The organism is Limnohabitans sp. JirII-31, from assembly GCF_002778315.1.
Lineage (GTDB): Bacteria > Pseudomonadota > Gammaproteobacteria > Burkholderiales > Burkholderiaceae_C > Limnohabitans.
Window position 1 is genome coordinate 84,340 of the sequence record NZ_NESA01000011.1, and the last position, 25,335, is coordinate 109,674.

25 protein-coding genes are annotated in these 25,335 nt (G+C 59.0%); 18 read left to right on the plus strand and 7 right to left on the minus strand.

The window, feature by feature from the left end:
- Positions 1-63: 63 nt before the first annotated feature.
- The gene (gene garD / locus B9Z41_RS13715; RefSeq protein WP_199172999.1) at positions 64-1,608 is read right to left on the minus strand and encodes a galactarate dehydratase; all 1,545 of its coding nucleotides are present in this window, start codon (positions 1,606-1,608) and stop codon (positions 64-66) included.
- Positions 1,609-1,692: 84 nt separating this feature from the next.
- On the opposite strand from garD, the gene B9Z41_RS13720 reads away from it, so the two are divergent.
- The 15 genes from B9Z41_RS13720 (at position 1,693) to B9Z41_RS13790 (ending at position 15,147) form a co-directional block, all read left to right on the plus strand.
- On the plus strand, positions 1,693-2,721 hold the full coding sequence (locus B9Z41_RS13720) for a LacI family DNA-binding transcriptional regulator (RefSeq protein ID WP_100147640.1): 1,029 nt from the start codon (positions 1,693-1,695) through the stop codon (positions 2,719-2,721).
- A 112-nt stretch (positions 2,722-2,833) separates the two neighbouring features.
- Positions 2,834-3,646 carry an NAD(P)-dependent oxidoreductase gene (locus tag B9Z41_RS13725; protein ID WP_100147641.1) on the plus strand — a complete coding sequence of 271 codons (813 nt, stop codon included), beginning with the start codon at positions 2,834-2,836 and terminating at the stop codon, positions 3,644-3,646.
- A gap of 27 nt (positions 3,647-3,673) precedes the next feature.
- Complete coding sequence (locus B9Z41_RS13730; RefSeq protein ID WP_100147642.1) at positions 3,674-4,648, plus strand: TRAP transporter substrate-binding protein; 975 nt, start codon at positions 3,674-3,676, stop codon at positions 4,646-4,648.
- The gene (locus B9Z41_RS13735; protein WP_100147643.1) at positions 4,649-5,143 is read left to right on the plus strand and encodes a TRAP transporter small permease; all 495 of its coding nucleotides are present in this window, start codon (positions 4,649-4,651) and stop codon (positions 5,141-5,143) included.
- Positions 5,134-6,417: a TRAP transporter large permease gene (locus B9Z41_RS13740; protein WP_100147644.1), complete on the plus strand. Its 1,284-nt coding sequence runs from the start codon at positions 5,134-5,136 to the stop codon at positions 6,415-6,417. The genes B9Z41_RS13735 and B9Z41_RS13740 overlap by 10 nt, the downstream gene beginning before the upstream one ends.
- 6 nt (positions 6,418-6,423) lie before the next feature.
- Positions 6,424-7,401, plus strand: coding sequence for an SMP-30/gluconolactonase/LRE family protein (locus B9Z41_RS13745; protein WP_100147645.1), 978 nt, complete (start codon positions 6,424-6,426; stop codon positions 7,399-7,401).
- An 18-nt stretch (positions 7,402-7,419) separates the two neighbouring features.
- On the plus strand, positions 7,420-8,388 hold the full coding sequence (locus B9Z41_RS13750) for a Bug family tripartite tricarboxylate transporter substrate binding protein (RefSeq protein WP_369823339.1): 969 nt from the start codon (positions 7,420-7,422) through the stop codon (positions 8,386-8,388).
- A 5-nt stretch (positions 8,389-8,393) separates the two neighbouring features.
- Positions 8,394-9,725 carry a glucarate dehydratase gene (gudD, locus tag B9Z41_RS13755; protein WP_100147646.1) on the plus strand — a complete coding sequence of 444 codons (1,332 nt, stop codon included), beginning with the start codon at positions 8,394-8,396 and terminating at the stop codon, positions 9,723-9,725.
- A 38-nt stretch (positions 9,726-9,763) separates the two neighbouring features.
- Positions 9,764-10,639, plus strand: coding sequence for a 2-hydroxy-3-oxopropionate reductase (locus B9Z41_RS13760; protein ID WP_100147647.1), 876 nt, complete (start codon positions 9,764-9,766; stop codon positions 10,637-10,639).
- Positions 10,640-10,648: 9 nt separating this feature from the next.
- Entirely contained in the window at positions 10,649-11,524 is an 876-nt protein-coding gene (locus tag B9Z41_RS13765) for an AEC family transporter (protein ID WP_100147648.1), read from the plus strand.
- A 243-nt stretch (positions 11,525-11,767) separates the two neighbouring features.
- Complete coding sequence (locus B9Z41_RS13770) at positions 11,768-12,040, plus strand: helix-turn-helix domain-containing protein (protein ID WP_100147649.1); 273 nt, start codon at positions 11,768-11,770, stop codon at positions 12,038-12,040.
- Positions 12,030-13,262 (plus strand): type II toxin-antitoxin system HipA family toxin, encoded by a 1,233-nt coding sequence (locus B9Z41_RS13775; RefSeq protein ID WP_100147650.1) that lies wholly within the window; start codon positions 12,030-12,032, stop codon positions 13,260-13,262. The genes B9Z41_RS13770 and B9Z41_RS13775 overlap by 11 nt, the downstream gene beginning before the upstream one ends.
- Before the next feature lie 605 nt (positions 13,263-13,867).
- On the plus strand, positions 13,868-14,278 hold the full coding sequence (locus B9Z41_RS17060) for a hypothetical protein (protein ID WP_158236184.1): 411 nt from the start codon (positions 13,868-13,870) through the stop codon (positions 14,276-14,278).
- A gap of 28 nt (positions 14,279-14,306) precedes the next feature.
- Positions 14,307-14,738, plus strand: coding sequence for a helix-turn-helix domain-containing protein (locus B9Z41_RS13785; protein WP_233202687.1), 432 nt, complete (start codon positions 14,307-14,309; stop codon positions 14,736-14,738).
- The gene (locus tag B9Z41_RS13790; RefSeq protein WP_100147652.1) at positions 14,725-15,147 is read left to right on the plus strand and encodes a hypothetical protein; all 423 of its coding nucleotides are present in this window, start codon (positions 14,725-14,727) and stop codon (positions 15,145-15,147) included. The genes B9Z41_RS13785 and B9Z41_RS13790 overlap by 14 nt, the downstream gene beginning before the upstream one ends.
- A gap of 570 nt (positions 15,148-15,717) precedes the next feature.
- Here the strand turns inward: B9Z41_RS13790 and B9Z41_RS13795 are convergent.
- Positions 15,718-16,665: a LysR family transcriptional regulator gene (locus tag B9Z41_RS13795; protein ID WP_100147653.1), complete on the minus strand. Its 948-nt coding sequence runs from the start codon at positions 16,663-16,665 to the stop codon at positions 15,718-15,720.
- 97 nt (positions 16,666-16,762) lie between these two features.
- Here B9Z41_RS13795 and B9Z41_RS13800 point away from each other — a divergent pair, with 97 nt between their 5' ends.
- The 3 genes from B9Z41_RS13800 to B9Z41_RS13810 are packed head-to-tail and all read left to right on the plus strand — an operon-like array spanning position 16,763 to position 18,769.
- Complete coding sequence (locus B9Z41_RS13800) at positions 16,763-17,554, plus strand: dioxygenase (protein WP_100147674.1); 792 nt, start codon at positions 16,763-16,765, stop codon at positions 17,552-17,554.
- Positions 17,551-18,246, plus strand: a complete 696-nt coding sequence (locus B9Z41_RS13805; RefSeq protein ID WP_100147654.1) for an alpha/beta hydrolase — start codon at positions 17,551-17,553, stop codon at positions 18,244-18,246. The genes B9Z41_RS13800 and B9Z41_RS13805 overlap by 4 nt, the downstream gene beginning before the upstream one ends.
- A gap of 7 nt (positions 18,247-18,253) precedes the next feature.
- A complete protein-coding gene (locus tag B9Z41_RS13810; RefSeq protein WP_143474208.1) occupies positions 18,254-18,769 on the plus strand; it encodes a hypothetical protein in 516 nt (171 codons plus the stop codon).
- 101 nt (positions 18,770-18,870) lie between these two features.
- Here the strand turns inward: B9Z41_RS13810 and acs are convergent, their stop codons facing one another.
- The 5 genes from acs to B9Z41_RS13835 form a co-directional block, all read right to left on the minus strand.
- Positions 18,871-20,835 carry an acetate--CoA ligase gene (gene acs, locus B9Z41_RS13815; RefSeq protein ID WP_100147656.1) on the minus strand — a complete coding sequence of 655 codons (1,965 nt, stop codon included), beginning with the start codon at positions 20,833-20,835 and terminating at the stop codon, positions 18,871-18,873.
- Between the two features lie 124 nt (positions 20,836-20,959).
- Positions 20,960-21,535 carry a DUF4337 domain-containing protein gene (locus tag B9Z41_RS13820; protein ID WP_100147657.1) on the minus strand — a complete coding sequence of 192 codons (576 nt, stop codon included), beginning with the start codon at positions 21,533-21,535 and terminating at the stop codon, positions 20,960-20,962.
- 25 nt (positions 21,536-21,560) lie between these two features.
- A complete protein-coding gene (locus B9Z41_RS13825) occupies positions 21,561-23,012 on the minus strand; it encodes an EH signature domain-containing protein (RefSeq protein ID WP_100147658.1) in 1,452 nt (483 codons plus the stop codon).
- 4 nt (positions 23,013-23,016) lie between these two features.
- Positions 23,017-23,766, minus strand: coding sequence for an OmpA family protein (locus tag B9Z41_RS13830; RefSeq protein WP_100147659.1), 750 nt, complete (start codon positions 23,764-23,766; stop codon positions 23,017-23,019).
- A 6-nt stretch (positions 23,767-23,772) separates the two neighbouring features.
- The gene (locus B9Z41_RS13835) at positions 23,773-25,314 is read right to left on the minus strand and encodes a hypothetical protein (protein ID WP_100147660.1); all 1,542 of its coding nucleotides are present in this window, start codon (positions 25,312-25,314) and stop codon (positions 23,773-23,775) included.
- Positions 25,315-25,335: the final 21 nt, after the last annotated feature.

Sequence of the window (25,335 nt, forward strand, 5' to 3'; positions counted from 1 at the left end):
ACAACATGTGAAGCGTGCATGTCACGTCGCGCACGCCCGGTCTTTGTGATATGGCCTGTCGCCTCAGGTCACAGGCGCGGGGTTGAACAGCACTAGCGCGTTGTGCAGCTTCCAGTGCTCGGCCCAGGTTTTGTGGCGACCACTGGCCACGTCGAGCATGAGGTGGAACATCTCCCAGCCCACCTCTTCAATCGTCTTGTCGCCATCGGCAATCGTGCCGGCGTTGATGTCCATCAGGTCATGCCAACGTCTGGCCAAGTCGGTGCGTGTAGCCACTTTGATCACCGGCACTTCGGCCAAGCCATAGGGCGTGCCGCGTCCGGTGGTGAAGACATGCAGGTTCATGCCCGCGGCCAGCTGCAAGGTGCCGCAAATGAAATCGCTTGCGGGTGTGGCGGCATAAATCAAGCCCTTTTGGCGCAGCTTCTCGCCGGGCGAGAGCACACCAGAAATCGGGGCTGTGCCCGACTTGACGATGGAGCCCATGGCTTTTTCCACGATGTTGGACAAGCCGCCTTTCTTGTTGCCTGGCGTGGTGTTGGCACTGCGGTCGACCCGACCCCGTGCCAGGTAGGCGTCGTACCAAGCCATCTCGCGCACCATGGCTTGGGCCACTTCAGGGCTGCTGGCGCGAGAGGTGAGTTGGTCAATGCCATCGCGCACCTCGGTCACCTCTGAGAACATCACGCTCGCGCCGGCGCGCACCAGCAAGTCGGTGCAAAACCCCACCGCAGGGTTGGCGGTGACGCCCGAAAACGCATCACTGCCACCGCACTGCACACCCACCACCAGTTCGCTGGCGGGCACGGTTTCGCGGCGACGTTGGTTGAGTCGCGTTAAGTGGCGTTGGGCCGTGGCCATGATGTGCTCGACCATCGACATGAAGCCCACATGCGCATCGTCTTGCAAACACACCACATCCAGCGCTTCGCCGCGCTGGTCATTGATCGGGATAGCGCCGGGCGGCATCAAGCGCTCGGGCTGCAATTTTTCGCAGCCCAGGCTCACCACCATCACTTCGCCGCCAAAGTTGGGGTTGAGGCTGATGTTGCGCAGCGTGCGAATGGGAATCTCGGCCCCGTCGGCGTCAATCGCCACGCCGCAGCCATAGCTGTGTTCCAAACCCACCACGTCGTCGACGTGGGGGAATAGGGGCAGCAACTCCGCCTTGATGCGTTGCACAGCAAACGACACCACACCCGAGACACACTGCACGGTGGTGGTGATGGCCAAAATGTTGCGTGTGCCCACCGAACCATCGGCATTGCGATAGCCCTCAAAGGTGTAGCCCTCGAGTGCAGGCAGCGCCACGGGTTTGACCGTGGCCATGGGTAAGTGGTCGAGCCCACGCGCCGCTGGCATTTGCAACAAGCGTTCATGCACCCAACTGCCCGCAGCAATGTCTTGCAAGGCGTAGCCGATGGGAATGCCGTAGCGCAGCACCGCGCTGTGGGCGGGCAAGTCGTGCAGCGCCACTTTGTGGCCTTGGGGCACATGGTCTTTCAAGGTCAGGCCCTGTTCCAGCACCGTGCCCGCGGGCAAGCCCCCGTGGTTGGCCACGATGGCGACGTTGTCGCTGGCATGCATGCGGATGGTGAGCGGGCGCATCAAAGTCTCCAGTGGATGTGTGCTATCTTTATATCAATGATAGCGGTACCATTATCGCGCTTGCAACCAAACCCATACCAGCCCATGTCGGAGTCGGACCACACCAAACGCACACGCCGCAGCAGCGGGGCCATTACCTTGCGTGATGTGGCCATGCTGGCCGGTGTGGCCCCCATCACCGCCTCGCGTGCCATCAACACACCCGCCCAGGTATCGCCCGACGTGCTGCGCAAAGTGCAAGACGCTGTGCAGCGCACGGGCTACGTGCCCAACCGCATGGCAGGCGGTCTGGCGTCGTCGCGCAGCCGCTTGATTGCCGCTGTGGTGCCCAGCACCGTGATGTCGGTGTTCATGCAAACCATCGAGGCCTTGAACGACACCTTGTTCGATGCAGGCTACCAACTGATGTTGGGCCAATCGGGCTACTCGGCGGCCCGCGAAGAGACCTTGCTCGAAGCCATCATTGGGCGACGCCCAGACGGCATTTTTCTGACCGGCATCTTGCCCCCCGGCAAAGGCCGCACCCGACTGCTGGCCTCGGGCATTCCGGTGGTCGAAACTTGGGACTTGACCCCTACGCCGATTGACATGCTGATTGGCTTTTCTCACTCGGACATTGGCCGTGCGGTGGCCCATTTTTTGATCGGCAAAGGGCGTCGCCGCTTTGCCATGGTGCGGGCCGAAGATGAGCGCGCAGACCGCCGCACCATCGCCTTTCAAGAGGTGCTGGCCCAGCAAGGATTGCCGCCTGCTGAGGTGGTGAATGTGGGGGCCTCGCGCTCCTTGCGCAGTGGGCGCGATGCCATGGCGCACATCTTGTCGCACAGCCCCGAGGTCGATGCGATTTTTTGCAGCTCTGACTTGCTGGCTTTGGGCGTGGTGACCGAAGCGCGCGCCCAGCAGGTCTCGATTCCTGAGCGCATGGCGGTGGTCGGCTTTGGCGACGTGCCCTTTGTGGCCGACATGGAGCCCGCACTCACCACGGTGCGCATCAACGGGGGCGACATAGGCCTTCAAGCCGCCCAGTTCTTGATGGCCCGCGCCGAAGGCCGCAGTGTTGAGCCGCGCATTGTCGATGTGGGGTTTTCCATCGTGGAGCGTGCCAGCACCTGACTGGCGTAAACCCTAGGCTAAACCCATTGACGCGCCAAGTTGTGTTCGCTAGCATGCCTTGGCTGATTTGGTAGCGCTACCAAATTGATCTTTACCCAACCCGTCTGCTTGTATGACCTCACCTGCCACACCTTTGTACAAACGCCTGTTGCTCACCGGTGCTGCGGGAGGCTTGGGACGGGCCTTGCGGCCACGTTTGACGGCGCGCTGCGAGGTCTTGCGCGTGAGTGACCTGGCCGACTTGGGCGCAGCCCAGCCTGGCGAAGAAGTCCAGCAGGTGGCTTTGCAAGACCGCGCCGCCGTGCTGGCGCTGTTGGACGGCGTGGACGCGGTGGTTCACCTGGGTGGCCTCTCCACCGAGCACGCCTTTGACGACATCTTGCAGGCCAACATCGTGGGTGCCTACAACCTGTACGAGGCGGCCCGCATCCATGGCACGCGCCGCATTGTGTTTGCCAGCTCCAACCATGTGACGGGCTTTTACCGCCAAGACGAAGTGGTCAACCCCACCATGCCCGTGCGCCCCGACAGCTATTACGGTCTGAGCAAAGCCTTTGGCGAAAACCTGGCGCGTTTTTACTTTGACCGCTACGGCATCGAGACCGTGTGCTTGCGCATCGGCTCTTCGTTTCCAGAAGCCAAAGACCGGCGCATGCTGGCCACCTGGATGAGTTACGACGACCTGGAGCGTTTGGTCGTGGCCAGCCTCAGCTCGCCCGTGGTCGGCTACAGCGTGATCTACGGCATGTCCGACAACCACCACGTGTGGTGGGACAACACGTCGGCCAAGCACATCGGCTACCGCCCGCAAGACAGCTCCGAGCCGTTCCGCGCGGCTGTGGAAGCACGTCAACCCACGCTCGATCTCACCGACCCCGCCGTGCTCTACCAAGGCGGTGGTTTTGTCAAAGCCGGACCTTTTTAAACAACTCAACCAAGCCAGGAGACAACCATGCCTACACGTTTGAACTTCCTCAAGACCTTCGTCGCCACAGCCTCAGTGTTCGCCCTGACGGCGCACGCCACCGAATTCCGCTCGTCAGACATCCACCCTGACGACTACCCCACCGTGCAGGCCGTGCGCCACATGGGCGAAGAGCTGAGCAAAGCCACCAACGGCAAGCACAGCATCAAGGTGTTTGCCAAATCTGCTTTGGGTCAAGAAAAAGACACCATCGAGCAAACCAAACTCGGCGCGCTGGCCATGACCCGCGTCAACGTGGCACCCATGAACAACATCTGCGCCGCCACCATGGTGCCCACCATGCCGTTCTTGTTCCGCTCCACCGAGCACATGCGCAAAGTGCTTGACGGCCCGATTGGCGAAGAAATTTTGAAAGACTGCGAGCCCCAAGGTTTTGTCGGACTGGCGTTCTACGACTCGGGCGCACGCTCCATCTACACCGTGAAAAAACCCATCAAAACCTTGGCCGATGCCAAGGGTTTGAAAGTGCGTGTGCAGCAAAGCGACTTGTGGGTGTCCTTGCTCGAAGCCATGGGCGCCAACGCCACGCCCATGCCCTATGGCGAGGTCTACACCGCCCTCAAAACCGGTTTGGTCGATGCGGCTGAAAACAACTACCCCAGCTACGAGAGCTCACGCCACTTCGAAGTGGCCAAGTACTACAACAAGACCGAGCACTCCATGGCGCCCGAAATTCTGTTGTTCTCCAAAAAAGTGTGGGACACCTTGTCTGCCGACGAGCAAAAGCAAATCCGTGCCGCTGCCAAAGAGTCGGTGGTCTACATGCGCAAGCTGTGGGACGAGCGTGAAACCAAATCCTTGGCCATCGTCAAAGCCGGTGGCGCTGAAATTGTGGATGTGGACAAAGCCAGCTTCCAGGCCGCGATGAAGCCGGTGTACGACAAGTTCTTGAAAGATCCCAAGTTGCAAGACATGGTCAAGCGCATCAACGCCGTCAAGTAAATGTCGACCTACACCCGTTTTTGTGCCGCCTTGGCGCGGCTGTGTTTGCAATTGGGCGTGGCAGGTTTGATGCTGCTGATCGCCGCCGTGCTGTACCAGGTGATTGGGCGCTATGTGTTCAACGACACGCCCACCTGGGCCGAGAGTGGCGCGGTGTTGTTGGTGCTCTACGTGACCATGCTGGGCATGGCCGTGGGGGTGCGCGACGCGGGGCATATCGGGCTGGAGTCTTTGCTGGTACTGGTGCCTGAGGGCATTCGGCTCAAGATGGAACTCATGATCCACGCCTTGGTGTTGGTGTTTGGCGTGGTCATGGCCTACAACTGCGGCTTGCTGGCGCACAGCGTGTGGGACTACAAAATCCCCACCCTGGGCTTGTCAGAAGCTTTCAAATACGCGCCGCCTGCCATGGCGGGTGTGTTGATTGCATTGTTCTCTTTGGAGCACATCATCGCGCTGCTGCGCGGTGAAGAAGTGGAGCCCTCATGGCACTGACGATTCTGTGCGTGAGCTTCACGCTGCTGCTGTTGCTCGGCGTGCCCGTGGCTTTTTCGATTGGCTTGTCCTCGTTGGCCACTTTGCTGTACGAGGGCTTGCCCTTGGCGGTGGGCTTTCAGCAAATGATTTCGGGCATGAACCCGTTTTCATTCTTGGCCATTCCATTTTTCATTTTTGCGGGCGAGATCATGATGTACGGCGGCATTGCCGACAAGATCGTGGACTTTGCCAAGTCACTCGCAGGCCATGTGCGTGGTGGCCTGGGCATGAGCAATGTGTTGGCCTGCACCCTGTTTGGTGGCGTCAGTGGATCGCCAGTGGCCGACGTGTCGGCCATGGGCGCAGTGCTGATTCCGCAAATGAAGAAAGAGGGTTACGACGCCGACTACGCCGTCAACGTCACCACCCATGCGTCCTTGGTCGGAGCCTTGATGCCGACCAGCCACAACCTCATCATCTTCACCTTGGCTGCCAGCGGCAAGGTCAGCATTGCGGCGCTCATCTTGGCCGGCATCGTGCCGGCCATTGTGTTGACCATTTGCAACTTGGTGGCCGCCTATGCCGTGGCGGTGAAACGTGGTTACCCCGCAGGCACCTTCCCAGGTTGGGCGGTGGTGGGGCATTCGTTCTTGCAGTCGCTGCCGGGTTTGCTAGTGGTGGTCATCATCATTGCGGGCATTTTGTCGGGGGCGTTCACGGCCACCGAGTCGGCTTCGGTGGCGGTGGTCTGGGCCTTGTTCTTGGCGGCGGTGGTCTACAAGCGTCTCACGCGTGACCAACTGCTCAAGGCCGCGGCCAAAGCTGTCAAAAGCACCGGCGCTGTGCTGCTGCTGATTGGCATCAGCTCGATGTTTGGTTACCTGATTGGCTTGTACGGCGTGGCCGAGTTGACGGGCAATATGCTGTCGGGTTTCAGCACCACACCGTGGGTCATCTTCCTGTGCGTGAACATCATCTTGTTTGTGCTGGGCACCTTCTTGGACATGGCCGCCACCATTCTGATTTGCACGCCCATCTTCTTGCCCATCTGCCAACAAATGGGCATGAGCACCGAGCAATTTGGCATCGTCATGTTGATCAACTGCGCCCTGGGGCTCAACACCCCGCCCGTGGGCACCACCCAGTTTGTGGGCTGCACCATCGGCGGCGTGTCGGTGGGCACGGTGATGAAAACCATTTGGCCGTTCTATGGCGGCCTGATTGCTGCATTGATGCTGGTCACCTACGTACCCGCGTTCTCCATGTGGCTGCCCAACCTGATTTTGAAATAAGCCGCTATGACCACTGGCCCGCACATCCCCTTCCAAACCCAGCCGCGCTACCCAGACCCTAGCATCGAGGTGCTGGACCCACGCTTTTTGAAATTGCGTTTGTTCAGCAGCAGCGTGGAGCAACTTGCCAGCGGTCTGCGTTGGGCCGAAGGGCCGGTGTGGTTTGGTGACGGCCGCTATCTGCTGTTGTCGGACATTCCCAACAACCGCATCATGCGTTGGGACGACGCGTCGGGCCATGTGAGTGAGTTTCGCGCCCCGTCACACAACGCCAACGGTTTGGCCCGTGACCACTTGGGGCGCTTGCTCACCTGCGAGCACCAAACACGCCGCGTCACACGCACCGAATACAACGGCCGCGTCACCGTGTTGGCCGATCACTTTGACGGCAAGCGGCTCAACTCGCCCAACGACATCGTGTGCCAGCGCACCGGCGCGGTGTGGTTCACCGATCCGCCGTTTGGCATCGGCGGCGATTGGGAGGGCGACGCCGCCCCCGCAGAGCTGCCGCACGCGGTGTACCGCATCGACCCACACAGCGGCGTCTTGCAGCAGGTGTTGATCGATCTGCAAGGCCCCAATGGCTTGGCGTTTTCGCCCGATGAGTCGGTGTTGTATGTGGTGGAGAGCCGGGCCCAACCGCACCGCCAGGTGTGGGCCTATCGAGTTGGCAAAGACGGCGCACTGAGTGACAAACGCTTGGTGATCGACGCGCAAGGGCCAGGTGCCTTGGACGGCATTGCGGTGGATGCCACCGGCCACATCTGGTGTGGCTGGGGCAGCGATGGCTCTGTGGGGACCGATGCCGCTGCGCTTGATGGCGTGCGCGTCTTCACCCCCGAAGGCACAGCCATAGGCCACATCCACTTGCCCGAGCGTTGCGCCAACCTGTGCTTTGGCGGTGCCAAATACAACCGCTTGTTCATGGCCAGCAGCCATTCGCTGTATGCGCTGTACACCAACACCCGTGGTGCCACGGACTGATTCCCTCTAGGAGTTTATATGACACACACACGCATGCTGCGTTGGCTCTTGGCCGCCGCTACCTTGGGCCTGGCTTGCACCGCCCACGCGTGGCCCGACAAACCCGTGACCTTGGTGGTGCCATTTCCGCCCGGTGGCTCCACCGATTTGATCGCCCGCACCTTGGCGCCCAAGCTGCAAGAAAAGTTTGGCGGCACCTTCATCGTGGACAACAAAGCCGGTGCCACCGGCACCATTGGCACAGGGTTTGTGGCGCGCGCACCGGCTGACGGTCACACCTTGTTGGTGTCGTCCTTGGGGCCGTTGGTGATTGCCCCGCATTTGCTCAGCAAAGTGCTCTACGACGCGCTGAAAGACCTCGACCCCATCAGCGTGGCCGTGCAAGCGCCCAATGTGTTGGTGGTGCCCGCCAACTCGCCGCACAAAACCATGGCGCAGGTCTTGGCCTTTGCCAAAGCCAACCCCGACAAAATGACGTTTGCCTCTTCGGGCAACGGCAGCAGCGACCACCTCACCGCCGAGTTGTTCTGGTTGCAAACCGGCACCACAGGTGTGCACGTGCCCTACAAAGGCGGCGGCCCGGTGATGACCGATTTGCTGGGTGGGCAAGTGGACGCCTCGTTCATGAACCTCAACACCGCCATGCCGCAAATCTTGGCGGGCAAGTTGCGAGCACTCTCTATCACCAGTGCCAAGCGCTCGCCACTGTTGCCTGCGGCGCCCACGCTGGAAGAGCTGGGCATCAAAGACGCCAATGTGTATTCGTGGCAAGCCATCGCAGGCCCACGCGGTTTGCCAGCGGACCTCAAAACCAAGCTGCATGGGGCCATCTTGGCGGCCTTGAACGATCCGCAGGTCAAACCCAAATTGCTCGAACTCGGCTTTGAAATTGTGGCCACCACGCCCGAGCAATTCAGCGCTTACCAAGCCGCTGAATTTGCCCGTTGGAAAAAACTCATCGAAGCCCGCAACATCAAAGCGGACTGATTGTTATGACCCACACCACGCCCACCATCACCCAATTGCGCGTCATCCCCGTGGCCGGGCATGACAGCATGCTGCTCAACCTCTCGGGCGCGCACGGTGCGTTCTTCACCCGCAACCTGCTCATCCTCACCGACAGTGCGGGACGCACCGGCATTGGCGAAGTGCCCGGCGGCGAAAAAATTCGCGCCACCTTGGAGGACGCGGCCGAGCTGGTGGTCGGCCAAAGCCTGGGCCAGGTGCAAGCCGTGCTCAACCGCATGCACGCCCGTTTTGCCGACCGCGACTCGGGCGGACGCGGCTTGCAAACCTTTGACCTGCGCACCACCATCCATGCCGTCACCGCGGTGGAGTCGGCCTTGCTCGATTTGTTGGGCCAACACCTCAACGTGCCCGTGGCGGCGCTCTTGGGCGAAGGTCAGCAACGCAGCTCGGTGGAGATGTTGGGGTATTTGTTTTTCATTGGCGACCGCACCCGCACCGACTTGCCTTACCGCAACGAACAAGACTCGCACGATGCGTGGTTCCGCTTGCGCAACGAAGAAGCCATGACGCCTGAATCGGTGGTGCGCTTGGCCGAAGCAGCGCATGCCAAATATGGCTTCAACGACTTCAAGCTCAAAGGCGGTGTGCTGGCGGGCGAGGCCGAAATTGAGGCTGTGCGTGCCTTGCACGAACGCTTTCCGCAGGCACGTGTCACGCTCGATCCCAACGGGGGCTGGCTGCTCAAAGACGCGGTGCGCCTGATGCGCGACCTGCACGGCGTGGTGGCCTACGCCGAAGACCCGTGCGGCGCCGAAGAGGGCTTCAGTGGGCGCGAGGTGATGGCCGAGTTTCGCCGCGCCACCGGCTTGCCCACCGCCACCAACATGGTGGCCACCGACTGGCGACAGCTGACCCATTCGCTCTCGCTGCAAAGCGTGGACATTCCGCTGGCCGACCCGCATTTTTGGACCATGGCCGGCTCGGTGCGTGTGGCCCAAACCTGCCGTGACTGGGGCTTGACCTGGGGCTCGCACTCCAACAACCACTTCGACGTGTCTTTGGCCATGTTCACCCATGTGGCGGCAGCGGCGCCGGGCAAGGTGACCGCCATCGACACCCACTGGATTTGGCAAGACGGCCAGGGCCTGACGCAAGAACCCCTGCAAATCATCGGCGGCCATGTGCAAGTGCCTACGCAGCCCGGCTTGGGCGTGCAGTTGGACATGGCCAAGGTCGAAGCCGCGCACCAGCTGTACTTGCAACACGGCTTGGGCGCACGCGACGATGCCATGGCCATGCAATACCTCATGCCTGGTTGGAAGTTTGACCACAAGCGGCCCTGCATGGTGCGCTGATTTTTAGAACCTCATTTTTAAAACACAAAGGACTTCACATGAAGATTGGATTCATCGGCCTGGGCATCATGGGCACGCCCATGGCGCAACACCTGCTCAATGCCCAGCACGACCTGTATGTGCGCACCCGCAGCCAAGTGCCTGCGGTGTTGAGCGCCGCCACCGTGTGTGCCACCAACGCCGACGTGGCGCGTGCCGCCGACATCATCTTTTTGATGTTGCCCGACACGCCCGATGTGCAGAGTGTGTTGTTTGGCTCAGAGGGTGTGAGCGAAGGCTTGACGGCCGGCAAGATCGTGGTGGACATGAGCTCTATCTCGCCCATGGACACCAAGCAGTTTGCACAACAGATCAATGCCTTGGGCTGCGAGTACTTGGATGCACCCGTCTCTGGCGGTGAAGTGGGCGCCAAAGCCGCCAGCCTGACCATCATGGTGGGCGGCGCACAAGCGACCTTTGACAAGGTCAAGCCCCTGTTCGAGTTGATGGGTAAAAACATCACCTTGGTGGGCGGCAACGGCGACGGCCAAACCACCAAGGTGGCCAACCAAATCATCGTGGCTTTGAACATCGCTGCCGTGGGCGAGGCCTTGCTGTTTGCCAGCAAAGCAGGGGCAGACCCCGCCAAAGTGCGCTCGGCCTTGATGGGTGGTTTTGCGGCCAGCCGAATTTTGGAAGTGCATGGCGAACGCATGATCAAGCGCACTTTTGACCCGGGCTTTCGCATTGCCTTGCACCAGAAAGATTTGGGGCTGGCCCTCAACGGTGCCAAGTCGATGGGCGTGTCGTTGCCGCAAACCGCGTCTGCCGCACAGCTCATGCAAGCGTGTGCAGCCAACGGCTGGGGGCAGATGGACCACTCGGCCTTGGTCAAGGCGCTGGAGTTGATGGCGGGGCACACTGTCAGCCAGTAGCATCCCCGCATGCTTGCCCAAATTGCCGACATCACCCTGCCTATTTTTCTGATTGTGTTGGTCGGCTTTTTTTACAGCCGTGCGGCCCAACCCGACTTATCAGGTGTCAACAAACTGTTGGTCGACATTGCCTTGCCGGTGTTGATCTTTACTTCTTTGTCCACCAAAGATTTCAACCCGCATGCGGCCTTGGAATTTTCTGTGGCGGTGGTGTTGTTGGTCTTGCTCAGTGGGCTGCTCGCTTGGCCACTCAGCGGCTGGGCGGGCGTGTCGGCCCGGTCTTTTGTGCCCTGCGCCATGTTTGGCAACGTGGGCCCTATTGGCATTCCCTTGTTGGTGTTGGCCTATGGCCCCTCAGGCATGGCCCCTGCCGTGGTGGCCTTGGTGTTGTCCAACCTCTTGCATTTCACCGTGGGCGTGGGTGTCATGAGTGGCCGTGTGGATTGGCGCATGCTCTACGCCAACCCTTTGCTGTGGTCAACGGTGTTGGGCATTGCTTGCTCGCAAGCGCACATCAACGTGCCCGTGTGGTTGGCCACACCGCTGGGCATGATCGGTCAAGTCTTGGTGCCGATGATGTTGTTGGCCTTGGGCGCGCGTTTGTCGACCAGCCGCATCACCGATATGCAGGTGGGCGTGCAAAGCGCGGTGTTGACCATGGGGGTGCGCACACTGGCCGCCTTTGTGGTGTTGGGGGGTGTGCCGTTACAGGGGGTGGATCGGGGTGCTTTGCTGCTGTTTGCGGCTTTGCCGCCTGCCGTCTTCAACTACATGCTGGCCGACCGCTTCAACCAGCAGCCCAACCAAGTGGCCTCGATGGTCATCGTGGCACACGTCACCAGCTTGGCGTTTTTGCCGCTGGGGATTTGGTTGGCGTTTCTTTGACGGTCGGGTTGTGCGCGACAAGCTCACAGACTGAAGCAGGTCTGAAAACCATCAGTGGTTGTTGGGCAACTTGTTCAGGGTGGTTTCTTTTCGTTGCTCTACGTAGGTGATGCTTTGCTTTGAAAGTTCGCTTGGAAGACACGTGATTGACGCGAGTATTTGGCGGTCAGCTGTTCATTGACGTCTGAGAAAAATGCAAGTCATGACTTACAAAATATACTTTATACGGGTAATATGTAAGCCATGACTGACAATATTAGACTTCCAGATGAATTGGGCCGCCAATTACAAGCCCGCCGTGAAGCGCTGGGCTTGAGCAAGTCAGCACTGGCCGAAAAGTCAGGCAAAGTGCGTGAAGTCATTTATCGGCTCGAGGCGGGACAAGAGTCCACCGTGTCCTCTCTCTTGGCGGTCATGGGGGCATTGGGGCTGGTGATGCGTGTCGAACGCGCAGGCCTGCCAACGGCCAGCGAAGTCGCCGCCAGATTCCGGGATGAGGACGACGATGCTCCCTGAAAAAATTCGCCTGCTGAACGTCTCGATTGGTGACACCGACAACGCGGGCCAGTTGATCCGAGCGTCCACCTACGAATTTCGCTATCTGCAGACCGACCCCCAACAACCCGCTGTGGCCTTGCTGATGCCACCCGCGCAGCAGCTCACATGGCAGGATGGCGACCTGTTTCCGCCGATGGACCAGAACCTGCCCGAAGGCGAATTGTTCATGAAGATTCGGGAACTCTTCCCGAAGCAGCCCATGACGCCCATGCACATGCTGGCGTTGGTGGGGCGTAATGGCATTGGACGGCTGGGCTACAGCTTGCCAAACCACTCACCCGCAGCCATGCCCCGAACGCTGAGCAAAAGCGAGTTACTGGAAACGGCCTACACCCCCGAGGTATTCAATGACCTGGTAGCCGCTTACTTGAGCACAGGCGCAGGCATTGCTGGCATGCAGCCCAAGATCATGGTGCCTGACCGGTCGACCGTGCCCATCCCCTCACTCATCGTCAAGGCCGCCAGCCCTGCATATCCAGGCTTGGCAGCCAACGAGTTCCTCTGTCTGACAGCCGCCCAAGAAGCGGGCATCGACACCCCTACGTTTGCGCTGTCTAACGATGGACAAATGCTGGTACTGGACCGCTTTGATTTGGTGGTGCATGACGATGGTCGCGTCGAGCGCCTGGGGTTTGAGGACATCGCGGCCCTGGCAGGGCTGCGGGTGCGCGACATCTTGTCTGACCGCAAATACCAAGGCAGCTACCAGCGCATCGCAGAGTTGTTGCGTCAGTTGCAATTGCCCAGCGACAACCTGCATCGGTTTTTTGAACAAGTGGCGTTTTCCATCATGGTGCGCAACGGTGACGCGCACCTGAAAAACTTTGGCCTGCTCTACCGTTCACCAGAACAGATTTGGTTGGCTCCCATGTTCGATGTGGTGACCACCAGCATCTACACCTACACCCAATACGCAGGAGGCCCCGAGCTGGAGGACCTAACCCTGGCACTCAAGCTGTTTGCAGGCAAGCACCACACCAAGGCCTATCCCACAAAAGAGGAACTGGAAAATTTTGGCCACCGCGTGTGCGGCGTCACCCAGCCAGCCCGCACCCTAGAGCGCATTGCCCAAGCCATGCACAGCACCATGGATAAAGCCAAAGGCGACCCGCGTGTGCCCAAGACACTGCAGACGCAGATGGCCCAGGCTTGGGAGGCGGGGTATGGGTATGCGAGATAGGCTAAGGGTGCGGTTGCATATTGTTTGGGAATGTCATGGGCTTCAGGCTGGAAGCGGTCATTGGAGGCCATTGCTTAGGATGGCCGGTCTCCTCCCGCTTCCAGTCGTCCCTGACTGGCTGGAATCGCTGCTTGCGCCTAAAGGCTGATCCGGCGCTACGTGCGTGAAACTACCGGATTCGTTCGCTAACCAAGTGCTGCCTTGCAGCGTCCCTCAAAGTCGGTCCTCCAAACCTTTAACTCCTCAATGTCCTGCCGGAGCTCCGCTTCATCGGGGATGAAGGCCGGAACCTCCATCGACTGGCTGTGCTCGTAGAAGGAGTACTTGGTCATCAGGCGGTCGATGGTCGCGTAATCGGACGGCTCTATTGCGCACAATACTTGTTAATCAATACGTCAAAATACTGTGTAAATAATCAGTAAGTTTTGCTTGAAACTTGGCGTGAACTTGGTGAAATGCTCTAGTGCGATATCATGGATAAACGCTCACCCGACTTTTTTAGCTTACTCTCTAGCCCTCATAGAAATGCTTGGACTACTCCTTATTGCTTACATCTGTGCAAGTTTAGGGGCAACCTTGCACGTCGATAACATTTCCGTTATAAAATGACTAGCCTTGTGGTGACAAAGGAGATCGAAGATGAAATTGATCTTCTCGATGCAACTCAGCCCGATCTCGTGGATGCTGCAGAGCTATTGCTGGAAAGTTTGTATGAAAACTTGGATCTGCTGCAACGCTTACATGTGCCAAGCACGCATCCGTTGCACACGCCAGTTTTTGAGGTGAAGCAATTTGCTGAAGCTCTCGAACTTGGCTACAACATCTACATTCTCAAATTCCAGAATCTCAACGGCTATCTGACTGATCATCGAATCTTGCTAGGTTTCAATGCACAAAGAGACATCTACTATGCACTCGCCATCACTGACCGAGACTACTCCTACGATACAAGTCACGCATCCTTCGGGAGTCTTGTTACTCGATACGAGCAATATCGAATTCCAAAAGTCGCTTGACCTCGGCTCTGCTCAGACTGGGCGAGCAATGGTGCGCGCCACGCTATTTGTTCACGACAAATGGGTCGAAATCGATCAACTATCAAGTGACCCTGCTATCTTGAATGGTGGGACAGAGGCGGGTGAGTATTTTGCGCGCCGTCAGCGTGATCCTGAGCGTGCAGCTCGCATGGCTAAAGCCCGCCAAAAGCTTGGTCAAGCTTTGGACGCTACTTATGGAGAGCGTGTTGGATTGGCAGGGTTACGTTTTAAAGCAGGTCTTTCGCAAGTAGAACTTGCTAAACGAATGAACACTCAACAACCAAGCGTTGCACGCTGGGAGCGTTCCCCTGAAACGATGCGATACGAGTCCATTGAGTCATTGGCTAATGCACTTGGCGTTGATCCAATAAAAGTCTTTGCTGCAATCAAGGCACAACGGCAACCTAAGACAACTGTTGAAACCCATGAACTCGCTTGAAAATTTCAACTTAACTTGCATTTATTGCGACGATATTCGCGATGAGGTGAGTGGGAAGACCAGTATTGTTGGATGGTATCCAGTTGAACCGATTCAACTGAAAGCTGAGGAACCCCTACTGCTGCCGACGCTGTGTGTGTTGGGCCTTTTATCGACACCACTTGATCTGAAATTTTCAGAAATAAAAGTGGAGTTACTTCAGAATGAGAACATTGTTCAGAACGTCACAGTTCCTGAGCAGTCCCTTGACCAAGTAACGAGTGACTTGGGGGGATCCAATCTTGGGCGGCAAATGAGAGTGGCGTTCAAGATCGTTAACCTTCAAGTGTCAGAGCCAACTTTGTTACGAATGCGCGTCACCATCGATGGCCAGGCTCTAGAAAGCAATCCGCTAAGCTTTGTGCGCTAACTGTCGCGCAAAGAGACGACCGGTAAATTTCAAAGAATGCACGGTTAATTTTCACTTTACTCAGGTGCTACGCAAACGTTGTCGTTTGGTACAGTTCTAAGCGACTCCGCTTGGCGGGGTCGCGAAGTTGTTAGTTGAACGTCATACGCCAATGACCGGCTAGGGTCGAGAGTGTGAATTCACCGTTTCGAGCAGCGGACTTTCAGCCACGCGCTTTCGGTGCGGTCGGCTAACCAGCCAAGCAAGACGACTGCAGTTCCTTCGATACCAGTCGTTCATGTCACCGCAATGCTCAGTGAGTCATTGACGGCTTTTACCGAGCAATATGAACCAAGCACCTCAGTTCGGCTAGCCGCTATCGCTGCATTACAGTAGTTCGGGAAGACGTTACGTGCCCCATCAAGTTCTGGAAAAAAGCGCTAAAAGACGTTGGCAATAGTCGTCTACATCGCACACACTCAAAAAAATCCTGCCAAAGTCAATCAGAGCATGGCGGGTTACTAGACATGCTGGCCGACCGCTTCAACCAGCAGCCCAACCAAGTGGCCTCGATGGTCATCGTTGCACACGTCACCAGCTTGGCGTTTTTGCCGCTCGGGATTTGGTTGGCTTTCCTTTGACTGCCAAGTGACCCTTCGGCGCAAAATGCGCCGTCAAAAAATCAAGCAACATGCGCACCTTGGCCGACAGGTGTTTGCGCGTGGGGTAGACCGCGTAAATGCCTAGCTCCAGCGACTGAAATTCGGGCATCAACTCCACCAACGTGCCTGCTGCCAGATCGGGGCCCACCAAAAACGTGGGTTGCAAGATCACACCCTGGTGTGCCAGCGCCGCAGCACGGCAGGTGTCGCCACTGTTGGTGTGGATGGTGGGTTGGGTCTTCACACGCACCTTGCCCTTGGGGCTGGTGAACTCCCATTCGTCTTTGGTGGACCAGTAGCTGTAGGCAATCACCGAATGGGCCGCCAGCTCGCTGTGGTGCTTGGGTGTGCCATGTGTTTTCAGGTACTTCGGCGACGCACACAACACCATGCGTGTGGTGGCCAACAGCTTGCTGACCAAGGTGGAGTCTTCCAGCTTGGCAATGCGAATCGCGAGGTCGTAGCCGTCTTCCACCAAGTCGACCAACCGGTCTGACAGCGTGATGTCCAGCGTCACTTTGGGGTTCTCTGCCATGAACACCCCCCACAGTGGCGCCAAGTGCAAGATGCCAAAGGTGAACGGTGCATTGATGCGTAGCAAGCCACTGGCAGCTTCGCTGCGCGAGGTGACTTCTGACTCTGCATTGGCCAGCCCTTCAAGCAACTCTTTGCTGCGGGCGTAGAACACATGGCCTTCTTCGGTCAATGACAAACGTCGTGTCGTGCGGTGGAGCAAACGCACGCCCAAGCGGGTTTCCATCTCCACCACATGGCGCGACACAGCGGCTTTGGACAGTTGCAGGGCATCGGCGGCTTTGACAAAGCTGCCAGCTTCCACCACGGCATTGAAGGTCTGCATTTCCAAGAATCGGTCCATTGTTCCATCGATCGAAATAATAAATATCAAATAACTCTATTTATCTTAAATATTGTATTCAATACAGTGTGGGCATCTGATGTTTGAGAAAGAAACCATGTCTTCGTTTGCCCCCGCCCCTGTGCTGTTCATCTCCCACGGCGCACCTACCTTTGCCACCGAACCTGCCACCTTGGGCCCGTTGCTGCGCAACTTGGGTCAGCAGCTGCATGACGTGCGGGCGGTGTTAGTCGTGTCGCCCCACTGGCAAACCCGCGGTGTAGAAGTCATGACCACCGCCACCCCGGTCACTGTGCATGACTTTGGCGGTTTCCCCGCCGCGTTGTACCAACTGCAATACCCCGCGCATGGGCAACCTCAATTGGCCGAAGAAGTGGCCCAGCTGCTGACCGAAGCCGGCTGGCCTGTGACGCACGACACGCAACGTGGCCTAGACCACGGCGCCTGGGTGCCGTTGATGCACCTCTTGCCCCAGGCTGACGTGCCCGTGTTTCAAGTGTCGATGCCCTACAACTTAAATCCCGCCTCGGCATTGCAACTGGGCCGCGCCTTGTCTGCCATGCGTGCCCAGGGCGTGCTGGTGTTGGCGTCGGGCAGCATGACGCACAACCTTTACGAATTCCGCCAGTTGGGTGCGGCCGCTGAAGACTATGCGATCGAGTTCACCCAATGGGTTCGCGACAAGGTGCGCAGCCACGACACGGATCACCTGATCGACTACCGTCGACTGGCACCTCACGCGCAGCGTGCGCACCCCACCGAAGAGCATTTCTTGCCTTTGCTGGTGGCCTTGGGCGCGGTGTCTGCCGATGAGCCCGTTCAAGTGCTCAACGGTGGCGTGGATCACCGTGTACTCTCGATGGAATCCTATGCTTGGGGCGTCGCATGAACACACCACAACACACCGTCAGTGCTTTGCAGCAAGACCCAAATTTCGAGCTGGCATTCCGTATCCAGCAACCACAGCCTGTGCAACCCAAGGCCTTGTTGGTGCTTCTGCATGGCGTGGGAAGCTCTGAGCTGAGTCTGAGTGATCTGGCCGCAGGCATCGATCCTCACACCTTGGTGGTCTTGCCCCGTGGCCCTTTGGCGTTGGGCCCTAACCAATGCGCCTGGTTTCGCGTGGCGTTCACAGCCAACGGGCCACAGATTGTGGAGCGCGAGGCGGAGCAAGCGCGTCACACCTTGATCCGGTTCATCACACAACTGCAGACCCAACACCACATCGCGCCAGAGCACACGGTGGTGGCAGGCTTTAGTCAAGGCGGCATCATGAGTGCCAGCGTGGCGTTGAGTGCGCCCGAACGGGTGGCGGGCTTTGGCATTTTGTCGGGCCGCATCTTGCCAGAGCTGGCCCCGTTCGTGGCCGACGGCGCGCGTTTGCAGCACCTGCAAGCCCTCGTGGCCCACGGTGCGCTAGATGGCACCTTGCCCGTCACATGGGCGGAGCGCTCTGAGCAATGGCTCAAGCAACTGGGTGTGACGCAAACCAACTTGCGTTACCCGATAGGACACAGCATCAGCGCTGCCATGCAAGCCGATTTTTTGGGCTGGGTGCAGCCTGTCTTGAAGGGCGGTTGAGGTGGACATGCACACGCTCTACCGCAGCGTGCGTGAGCGCTGGGCGCAGCACGGCCCCATCGCCGTGCTGCATCTGGGAGATGACGTGATGGCTTTGGCCAGTGGCCGTTCGGATCAGGCAGAGGTGGTGCTGACGTTTTCTTTGGGCCTGCGCCAACTGGTAGCAGAGGTGTTGACGCACACCCCACCCACGCCCTTGCAATTGGAGCTGGCCATTGAAACGGTGGAAGAACAGGTCATGCCTGCGCACACTGCTTTGCCTCCTGATGCGGCACTCGTGACGCAAGATGCGGGTCTGTGGCACTGGGCCCAGGCCATGGGCTGGTGCGTGGATGTCGACCAAGAGCTGTCTTTGGCGACGCTGGAAGAGGGGTTCAACCTGCTGGTCGCCCATGCCCAAGGACGGCCAGCCTCTGTGGCCGGTGTGCCGTCCGATCCGCGCTTTGCTGCCACGTTGGTGGTCTTGCGCGAGCTCATGCACCATCTCCATTTCAAGCGCATCACCTTGCTCGCACCGGCTTGAGCAGACACCGGTATCTCGTCACGCGGGCATGAAAAATCCCGCTGAGCACAAGGCGCAGCGGGATGTGTGGGGCCAGCCTCTGTCAAGAGGCGTTTGACCGATCAGTGGTTGTCGGTCAACTGGTCAAGAATCGCTGGGTTTTCCAAGGTCGAGGTGTCTTGGGTGATCGCCTCGTTCTTGGCCAAGCTGCGCAGCAGGCGGCGCATGATCTTGCCGGAGCGGGTCTTGGGCAGGTTGTCACCGAAGCGGATGTCTTTGGGCTTGGCGATGGGGCCAATTTCTTTGCCCACGTGGTCGCGCAAAATTTTGGCAATCGCTTTGGCTTCGTCGCCCACCGGACGGGGGCGCTTCAACACCACAAACGCGCAGATGGCTTCGCCGGTGGTGTCGTCAGGGCGGCCCACCACAGCGGCTTCGGCCACCAGCTCGGTGCAACTCACCAAGGCCGATTCAATTTCCATCGTGCCCATGCGGTGGCCCGACACGTTCAACACGTCGTCGATGCGTCCGGTGATGGTGAAGTAACCGGTCTTCTCGTCGCGGATGGCACCGTCGCCAGCCAGGTAGTACTTGCCCTTGAACTCTTCGGGGTAGTAGCTCTTCACAAAGCGGTCGGGGTCGCCCCAGATGGTGCGAATCATCGACGGCCAGGGGCGCTTGACCACCAAGATGCCGCCTTGCCCGTTGGGCATGTCGTGGCCCGCTTCGTCCACCACGGCTGCTTGAATGCCGGGGAAGGGCAGGGTGCACGAGCCGGGCACCATGGGCGTCACACCTGGCAGCGGCGTGATCATGTGGCCACCGGTTTCGGTTTGCCAGAAGGTGTCCACGATCGGGCAGCGGCTGCCACCCACGTGCTTGTAGTACCACTCCCAGGCGGCGGGGTTGATGGGCTCGCCCACCGAACCCAGCAGGCGCAGGCTCGACAAGTCGTAGCTCTTGGGGTGCACGGCATCGTTGGCTTCAGCGGCTTTGATGAGCGAGCGAATGGCCGTGGGTGCGGTGTAGAAGATGGACACTTTGTGGTCTTGAATCATCTTCCAGAAGCGCCCGGCATCGGGGTAAGTAGGCACGCCCTCAAACACGATTTCTGTGCCGCCCAAAGCCAAGGGGCCGTAGGTGATGTAGGTGTGGCCCGTGACCCAGCCGATGTCGGCGGTACACCAGAACACGTCGTTGTCTTTCAAATCGAAGGTCCACTTGGTGGTCAATGCCGCATGCAGCAAATAACCGCCCGTGCTGTGTTGCACGCCTTTGGGTTTGCCGGTGGAGCCCGAGGTATAGAGCAAGAACAGGGGGTGCTCAGCACCCACCCATTCGGGTTCGCAGGTGGTGGCTTGTTGGTCGGCCAACTCGGCCAACCATTGGTCGCGGCCAGCGGTCATGGCAATGTCGCCACCGGTGCGCTTGACCACCAGCACGTTTTTCACCGAGTCGCAACCGCCCAAGGCGATGGCTTCGTCGACGATGGCTTTCAAAGGCAGGTGTTTGCCACCGCGCACTTGTTGGTCGGCGGTGATCACAGCCACGGCACCGGTGTCTTCGATGCGGTCACGCAGCGACTGGGCCGAGAAACCACCAAACACCACCGAGTGGGTGGCACCGATGCGGGCACAGGCCTGCATGGCTGCCACGCCTTCGATCGACATCGAGATGTAGATCATCACGCGGTCGCCTTTTTTGACGCTAATCGATTTCAAGGCGTTGGCATATTGGCAGGTCTTGGCCAGCAACTGGCTGTAGGTGATCTTGGTGACTTCACCACCATCGGCTTCAAAAATGATGGCGGTTTTATCGCCCAAACCTTTCTCGACGTTGCGGTCGAGGCAGTTGTACGAGGCATTCAGCGTGCCGTCTTCGAACCACTTGAAGAAGGGGGCGTTGCTCTCGTCGAGTGTTTTGGTGAAAGGGGTTTTCCAGCTCAACAAGTCGCGGGCTTGTTCGGCCCAGAAACCTTCGTAGTCGGTCTCTGCTTTTTTGCACAGCGCCTCGTAGGCTGGCATGCCCGAGATGGTGGCATTTTTGACAAACTCAGCAGAGGGCTGGTGGATGGTGATGTCGCTCATGGAAACGGTCTCCTAATTTTTAGACGGCACTGGCGTGAAACCCCGCAACTGTGGCGGGGGGCTCTTACAAGGGTCTGACTGAGTGGAGTCTGACAAACACCCTCTGCGTGATGTTTGCGTTAAATCAAATCCACAGCATGAAGCCGTTGAGGGTGGCGAAGATGCCCAGCAACCCCAAGCCACACGGCACCCAAAACAAGGTGCGCACGCCGGTCAAAATGGCCACCGAGGTCAACACAATGGCGATTTGCAGCAGCGCTTCGGCGTAGTCAAACCAGGGGTCCTGGGCCATGGCGTGGTCGCGTTCGTGCTCGTGTTCTTTGGCTTTGGCCATCAGTTCTTTTTTGCCGTCGCCGGTTTCAGGTTCAGACTCGTAGCGGGCGATGTTCTTTTGGTAATCGGCTAGTTTCTTCTCTAGCAATTCTTTGGCGGCGGGGCTGATCTTGTCTTGAGCCAGTTGCACCTGGATGTCATCGGCCGCAATTTTGTAATCGGTCTGGCGGATGTTCTTGGCTTGGTAGAACGCAAAAGCATTGGCCGCCAACACGTTGTGCACCATGGTTTCTTTGGCCGCGTTGTTGCCACCCAAGCTGGCAATGGCCAACACCATCGCCAAGGTGGACACCAGCATGGCGCAACGGGTGCGGAAGGGGTCGTTGTTGCCGTGCTCGGGCAGTTCTGTTTCTGGCATTTCGCTCATGTTTCTCTCCTGAAGGTTCGTTGTTTTAAATGGAAGTGCTGGGCATCAAATCGTCGATCGAGAGTGTGATGCCCAAATGTTGCGCCAAAAAGTCACGGGCGAGAGTTTGCCAGCCTCCAAGGTGGGACTGCAGGTGGCGTAAACCCGGATCGTCTGACAAGCCCTGGTTGAAGTTCAAGGGCGTGGCAAAGCGCAGTTCGTGCAGTTCGTACTGTGCTTGGTAGAGCTTGGGCGCTTGTCGGCTGTGCACATCAATCGCACGCAAGCGACCGTCATGGCTCCAGTCACAAAACAGCAGATGGCCCATGCGCACCATCAGCACACACTGCTTGGGCGCGATCTTTCCCAAAATTTTGCCGTGGGCCAGCTCGCCCGTGGGGTCGATGGTGCGCAAGGCGGCTGAGGCTTCTTCTCCCAACGCCACCCAAGCTTCCAAGATGTGACCGGCATGGAAATAGGCCTCCCAAAACCGACGCCGGTAGGGACCAATGTCGTCTTCGGTGTGTTGCAGGATTTCAAAAAATGCATCCAACGTTCGGGCGGTGAGCCAGCGGCTCACTGTGGCCATGGCCTCTTGGCGCACACCCAGCCAACCGGCATGGTCATGGCGCGGGTCGCCCAAGGTGCGCAGCAGCTCAGACATCAACGCGTGCTGCACCTCGGCGGGCGGTGTACGCTGGAACCAGGGTGAGAGCAAGCTGTAGGCAAACTCGTCACGGCAAATCGGGTAACGAAAGCGCTGCTGCGGCGTGCCCGGTGCGTGCAGCGCCCACTCGCACATGCGTTGGATGTAGGGCAAGGTGCTGCGCACTTCCTCGGGTGCTTTCAAGGCTTCTAAAAACGCCTGCCGTGCAAACGGGTTGAGCCAAAAACCATCGGTCAGCGCGTGTTGCGCTTGCCACTGTGTCAGCCGCGTCTCCGGGGGCAATGCCAAGATGTCGTGTGCCACCTGGGCGGGGCCCTGCTGGGGGTCCAGCAAGCCCAGGTGTTCGATCAAGCGTTGCAGACCGAACGCCTCGGTCTCGCTGAGCGACTGCATCACCCGCGCATCGGCAAAGAACAGCTGTGCGCTCTCGGCCAGTTGCACAAACACCGCGTCGTCAGGGGCGAAATGCTGCAAATAGGTGTGCAGCAAAGCGCGCGCCCACTTGAGGGGGCGGCGTGTGGTCAACGCGTGCGGCAATGCCGTGTGCCAATAGTGCTGGGTCAACTCTAGGTGCAGGTGCAAGCCGCGATCGGCCTGCAGCCACAAGGCGTAGGGCAAATGGCGCCAGTCGCGTGGGCGCGGTGCATAGGCCGCATTCGCAGGCGGCAGCGGCGAGAAAGACACTGCCTCAAACGCGCTGTAGGTGCGTTCGCCCACGCTGCGCAGATCCAGTTCGGGCCCGAGTCCCGTGCCGCGTCGCTGGCGCACCGCGTGGGCCAGTTGGTCAAAGTCCTGTGGCAGCGGCTTGAAAAAATCAGAACGGGCGTTCATGGCTTCAGCGTACCGTCTCTTGCATGCGCTTCAAGGTGCTGCTGGGGCCTTGGGTGGCGGCGTTGTCGCTGGGCTGAAACGCCAGCACAAAGCGCAGTTCCACGCGTCGGTTTTTGGCGGCATCGTCTTTGTCGCTGGGGCGCTCATCGGCATACGAGCTGATGCCAAACACCGGCTGCTCACGCTCGTTACGAAGGTCTTGCAGCCCGCCTGCGCTGAGCACTTTGTAGACGGCGCGCGCACGGTCTAGTCCCAAATGCCAGTTGCTGTAATCGCCGCGCTTGAGGGGGGCCGAGTCGGTGTGGCCCTCAATCAGAATGGTTTCAATCTCCACCTGTTGCGGGTTGGGCGGGCAGTCAGCGGGCAACTGGCGGCGTTGCGAATAGATGTAGCACGGCAACACCTGTTGCAGCTGCTGGGCCGACTGGCGCAAGGTCTGCACGCCCTCGGCTTGCAACTCGGGCTGGCCCAGGGCAAACAAGGTGTCTGCGGGCAGCGTGATCACCCCTGACGCCTGGTTGATCGTCACTGGCACGCCTGCGTTTTGCAAACGGCTGCCAATGGCCTGCACCACCACCGCCAAGGGGTCGGGTGGCGCTGCGCTGGGTGGCTCGGGTTTGCGGGCCAACAGCACCATCACCATCACGATGAAGATGAACAGCAGGCCAATCATCAGGTCACTGGCCGAGGCCATGTAACCTGACTCTTCCACTTGTTCGTTGGCAGCAGGGGTGCGGCGGCGTTGAATCAGCATGGCGATTTAGCGCTTGGCAGGCAGGGACTCGATGAACTCGTCCAACACCTCTTCCAAGTTGGTGATGCTGCCACTGAGTTGGTTCACCGCACTGGCCAAGTGCTGGTCCATCTTGGTGTGCAGTTCGGCAATTTGGCTGCTGTAGCCCGACACGCCTTGGGTGAGCGCATCCACCGTGCCGCTGAGTGCCTGTTGGGCTTCTTGCAAATGGGTGCGCACATGGCCCAGTGCGGTCTCTGCTGTTTGCGCGCTTTCTTTGAGCGTGGTCACAGTCTGGCCCAAGGCCTGGTTCATGGGCAGCAAGGTGTCTTTGAAATCGTTGGCAGCCGCGCGTTGCAGCGTGACCGAACTCTCCATCGCGCTGGCGCTGTCTTTGAAACTCTCTGCGGTGCGCCGAATCAGGCCCACGGTGGTGTGCAACTCGCCGGTGGCACTTTGCACCTGTGTGAGCGTGTCGCCAAAGCTGCCCAGCAAGGTGGTGAGTTGCGCGCTGCCTTGCGTGCCTGCGGCACTGGCACGGGCCAGTGCGCCATCCAACTCTGCCACTGTGCTGCGCGTGGTGCCAATGGTCTGGCTCAGCGCTGCCACAGCCTCGTGGAAGGTGTTCAGGCCGCTTTCAATGCCTTGCGTCAACACCGCACCGGCTTTGCCCAATTCGTCGGCGGCCTGACTGCCCGCATGGCCAAAGCTTTGGCTCGAGACCTGGATGCTGTCGGCCAAGCCACTGAGCTTGTCAAAGGTGGGCTGCATGTGGCGCGACATGGCTTCGCCAATCGCATTGGCAAAGTCGCCCTCAAAGCGTCCCAGCTGGCGCACCTGGGCCCGGTTTTGTTCCAAGATGTCTTGAAACAAAACCAGTTGCAGCCGCACGCTGGCTTCGGCCGCGTTGTCGGGGACTTGGCTGCGCAAGATGTGGCACAACACATCCACCTCCGCTTGCAAGTTCTCCAACGCCACCTTAGCACGCCAGTTCCACAGCAGCGAACACAACAAGCCTGCGATGGAGGTGATGAACTTGCCGCCTGCTGTGGCAATCAGTGACTGCAAGGCCTGGTCTTGTTGGCGTGCCGACACATCGAGTGCGTTCAAGGCCAGGCCCGCTTGCTGCAAGGCCACCGCCAAAAAGATGAAGGTGCACATCAGCCCAAAGCCAATCAGCAAATTGGGCATGGTCTCAAACAAGGCCAAGTTCAAGCGTCCGCCCAACACGCTGCGCACATTCCAGGTGTCGGCATGGCTGCGAAAGCTGTAGCTTTGCAAACCACTGCCTTGCGCGGCGGGCAGGTCGATCAAACCGGCTTCGGTTTCGCGCAACAAAAATTTCAGCTCCGGGTCTGGCGTTGTGTCTTGGGCTTGGTGCAGCGCCACGCGGCTGCTGTCTGTGCTGCGCGAGAGGGTGTGGTGAAGTTGTCGCACGGCTTTGCGCACACCGCGTATGCGCAAAGCCCAGATGCCAAAGCTCAGCAGTGAGAAAACAACAATGACGGCGGCAATCGCCAGAGGGATGGCCAGCTGTTGCAGCTGGGCCAGGTAGGGGTTCAGGGGCATGCGGCTATTGTCCGCAATTCC

What these genes read in the sequence shown, in the direction of transcription:
- B9Z41_RS13730 (WP_100147642.1), top strand. Translation starts at nt 3,674, where the DNA reads ATGCCTACACGTTTGAACTTCCTCAAGACCTTCGTCGCCACAGCCTCA.
- B9Z41_RS13800 (WP_100147674.1), top strand. Translation starts at nt 16,763, where the DNA reads ATGTCTTCGTTTGCCCCCGCCCCTGTGCTGTTCATCTCCCACGGCGCA.
- B9Z41_RS13830 (WP_100147659.1), bottom strand. Translation starts at nt 23,766, where the DNA reads ATGCTGATTCAACGCCGCCGCACCCCTGCTGCCAACGAACAAGTGGAA.
- B9Z41_RS13805 (WP_100147654.1), top strand. Translation starts at nt 17,551, where the DNA reads ATGAACACACCACAACACACCGTCAGTGCTTTGCAGCAAGACCCAAAT.
- B9Z41_RS13750 (WP_369823339.1), top strand. Translation starts at nt 7,420, where the DNA reads ATGACACACACACGCATGCTGCGTTGGCTCTTGGCCGCCGCTACCTTG.
- B9Z41_RS13735 (WP_100147643.1), top strand. Translation starts at nt 4,649, where the DNA reads ATGTCGACCTACACCCGTTTTTGTGCCGCCTTGGCGCGGCTGTGTTTG.
- B9Z41_RS13775 (WP_100147650.1), top strand. Translation starts at nt 12,030, where the DNA reads ATGCTCCCTGAAAAAATTCGCCTGCTGAACGTCTCGATTGGTGACACC.
- B9Z41_RS13790 (WP_100147652.1), top strand. Translation starts at nt 14,725, where the DNA reads ATGAACTCGCTTGAAAATTTCAACTTAACTTGCATTTATTGCGACGAT.
- B9Z41_RS13770 (WP_100147649.1), top strand. Translation starts at nt 11,768, where the DNA reads ATGACTGACAATATTAGACTTCCAGATGAATTGGGCCGCCAATTACAA.
- B9Z41_RS17060 (WP_158236184.1), top strand. Translation starts at nt 13,868, where the DNA reads ATGACTAGCCTTGTGGTGACAAAGGAGATCGAAGATGAAATTGATCTT.
- B9Z41_RS13795 (WP_100147653.1), bottom strand. Translation starts at nt 16,665, where the DNA reads ATGGACCGATTCTTGGAAATGCAGACCTTCAATGCCGTGGTGGAAGCT.
- B9Z41_RS13810 (WP_143474208.1), top strand. Translation starts at nt 18,254, where the DNA reads ATGCACACGCTCTACCGCAGCGTGCGTGAGCGCTGGGCGCAGCACGGC.
- B9Z41_RS13765 (WP_100147648.1), top strand. Translation starts at nt 10,649, where the DNA reads ATGCTTGCCCAAATTGCCGACATCACCCTGCCTATTTTTCTGATTGTG.
- acs (WP_100147656.1), bottom strand. Translation starts at nt 20,835, where the DNA reads ATGAGCGACATCACCATCCACCAGCCCTCTGCTGAGTTTGTCAAAAAT.
- B9Z41_RS13740 (WP_100147644.1), top strand. Translation starts at nt 5,134, where the DNA reads ATGGCACTGACGATTCTGTGCGTGAGCTTCACGCTGCTGCTGTTGCTC.
- B9Z41_RS13725 (WP_100147641.1), top strand. Translation starts at nt 2,834, where the DNA reads ATGACCTCACCTGCCACACCTTTGTACAAACGCCTGTTGCTCACCGGT.
- B9Z41_RS13760 (WP_100147647.1), top strand. Translation starts at nt 9,764, where the DNA reads ATGAAGATTGGATTCATCGGCCTGGGCATCATGGGCACGCCCATGGCG.
- B9Z41_RS13825 (WP_100147658.1), bottom strand. Translation starts at nt 23,012, where the DNA reads ATGAACGCCCGTTCTGATTTTTTCAAGCCGCTGCCACAGGACTTTGAC.
- B9Z41_RS13835 (WP_100147660.1), bottom strand. Translation starts at nt 25,314, where the DNA reads ATGCCCCTGAACCCCTACCTGGCCCAGCTGCAACAGCTGGCCATCCCT.
- B9Z41_RS13820 (WP_100147657.1), bottom strand. Translation starts at nt 21,535, where the DNA reads ATGAGCGAAATGCCAGAAACAGAACTGCCCGAGCACGGCAACAACGAC.
- B9Z41_RS13785 (WP_233202687.1), top strand. Translation starts at nt 14,307, where the DNA reads ATGGTGCGCGCCACGCTATTTGTTCACGACAAATGGGTCGAAATCGAT.
- B9Z41_RS13745 (WP_100147645.1), top strand. Translation starts at nt 6,424, where the DNA reads ATGACCACTGGCCCGCACATCCCCTTCCAAACCCAGCCGCGCTACCCA.
- gudD (WP_100147646.1), top strand. Translation starts at nt 8,394, where the DNA reads ATGACCCACACCACGCCCACCATCACCCAATTGCGCGTCATCCCCGTG.
- B9Z41_RS13720 (WP_100147640.1), top strand. Translation starts at nt 1,693, where the DNA reads ATGTCGGAGTCGGACCACACCAAACGCACACGCCGCAGCAGCGGGGCC.
- garD (WP_199172999.1), bottom strand. Translation starts at nt 1,608, where the DNA reads ATGCGCCCGCTCACCATCCGCATGCATGCCAGCGACAACGTCGCCATC.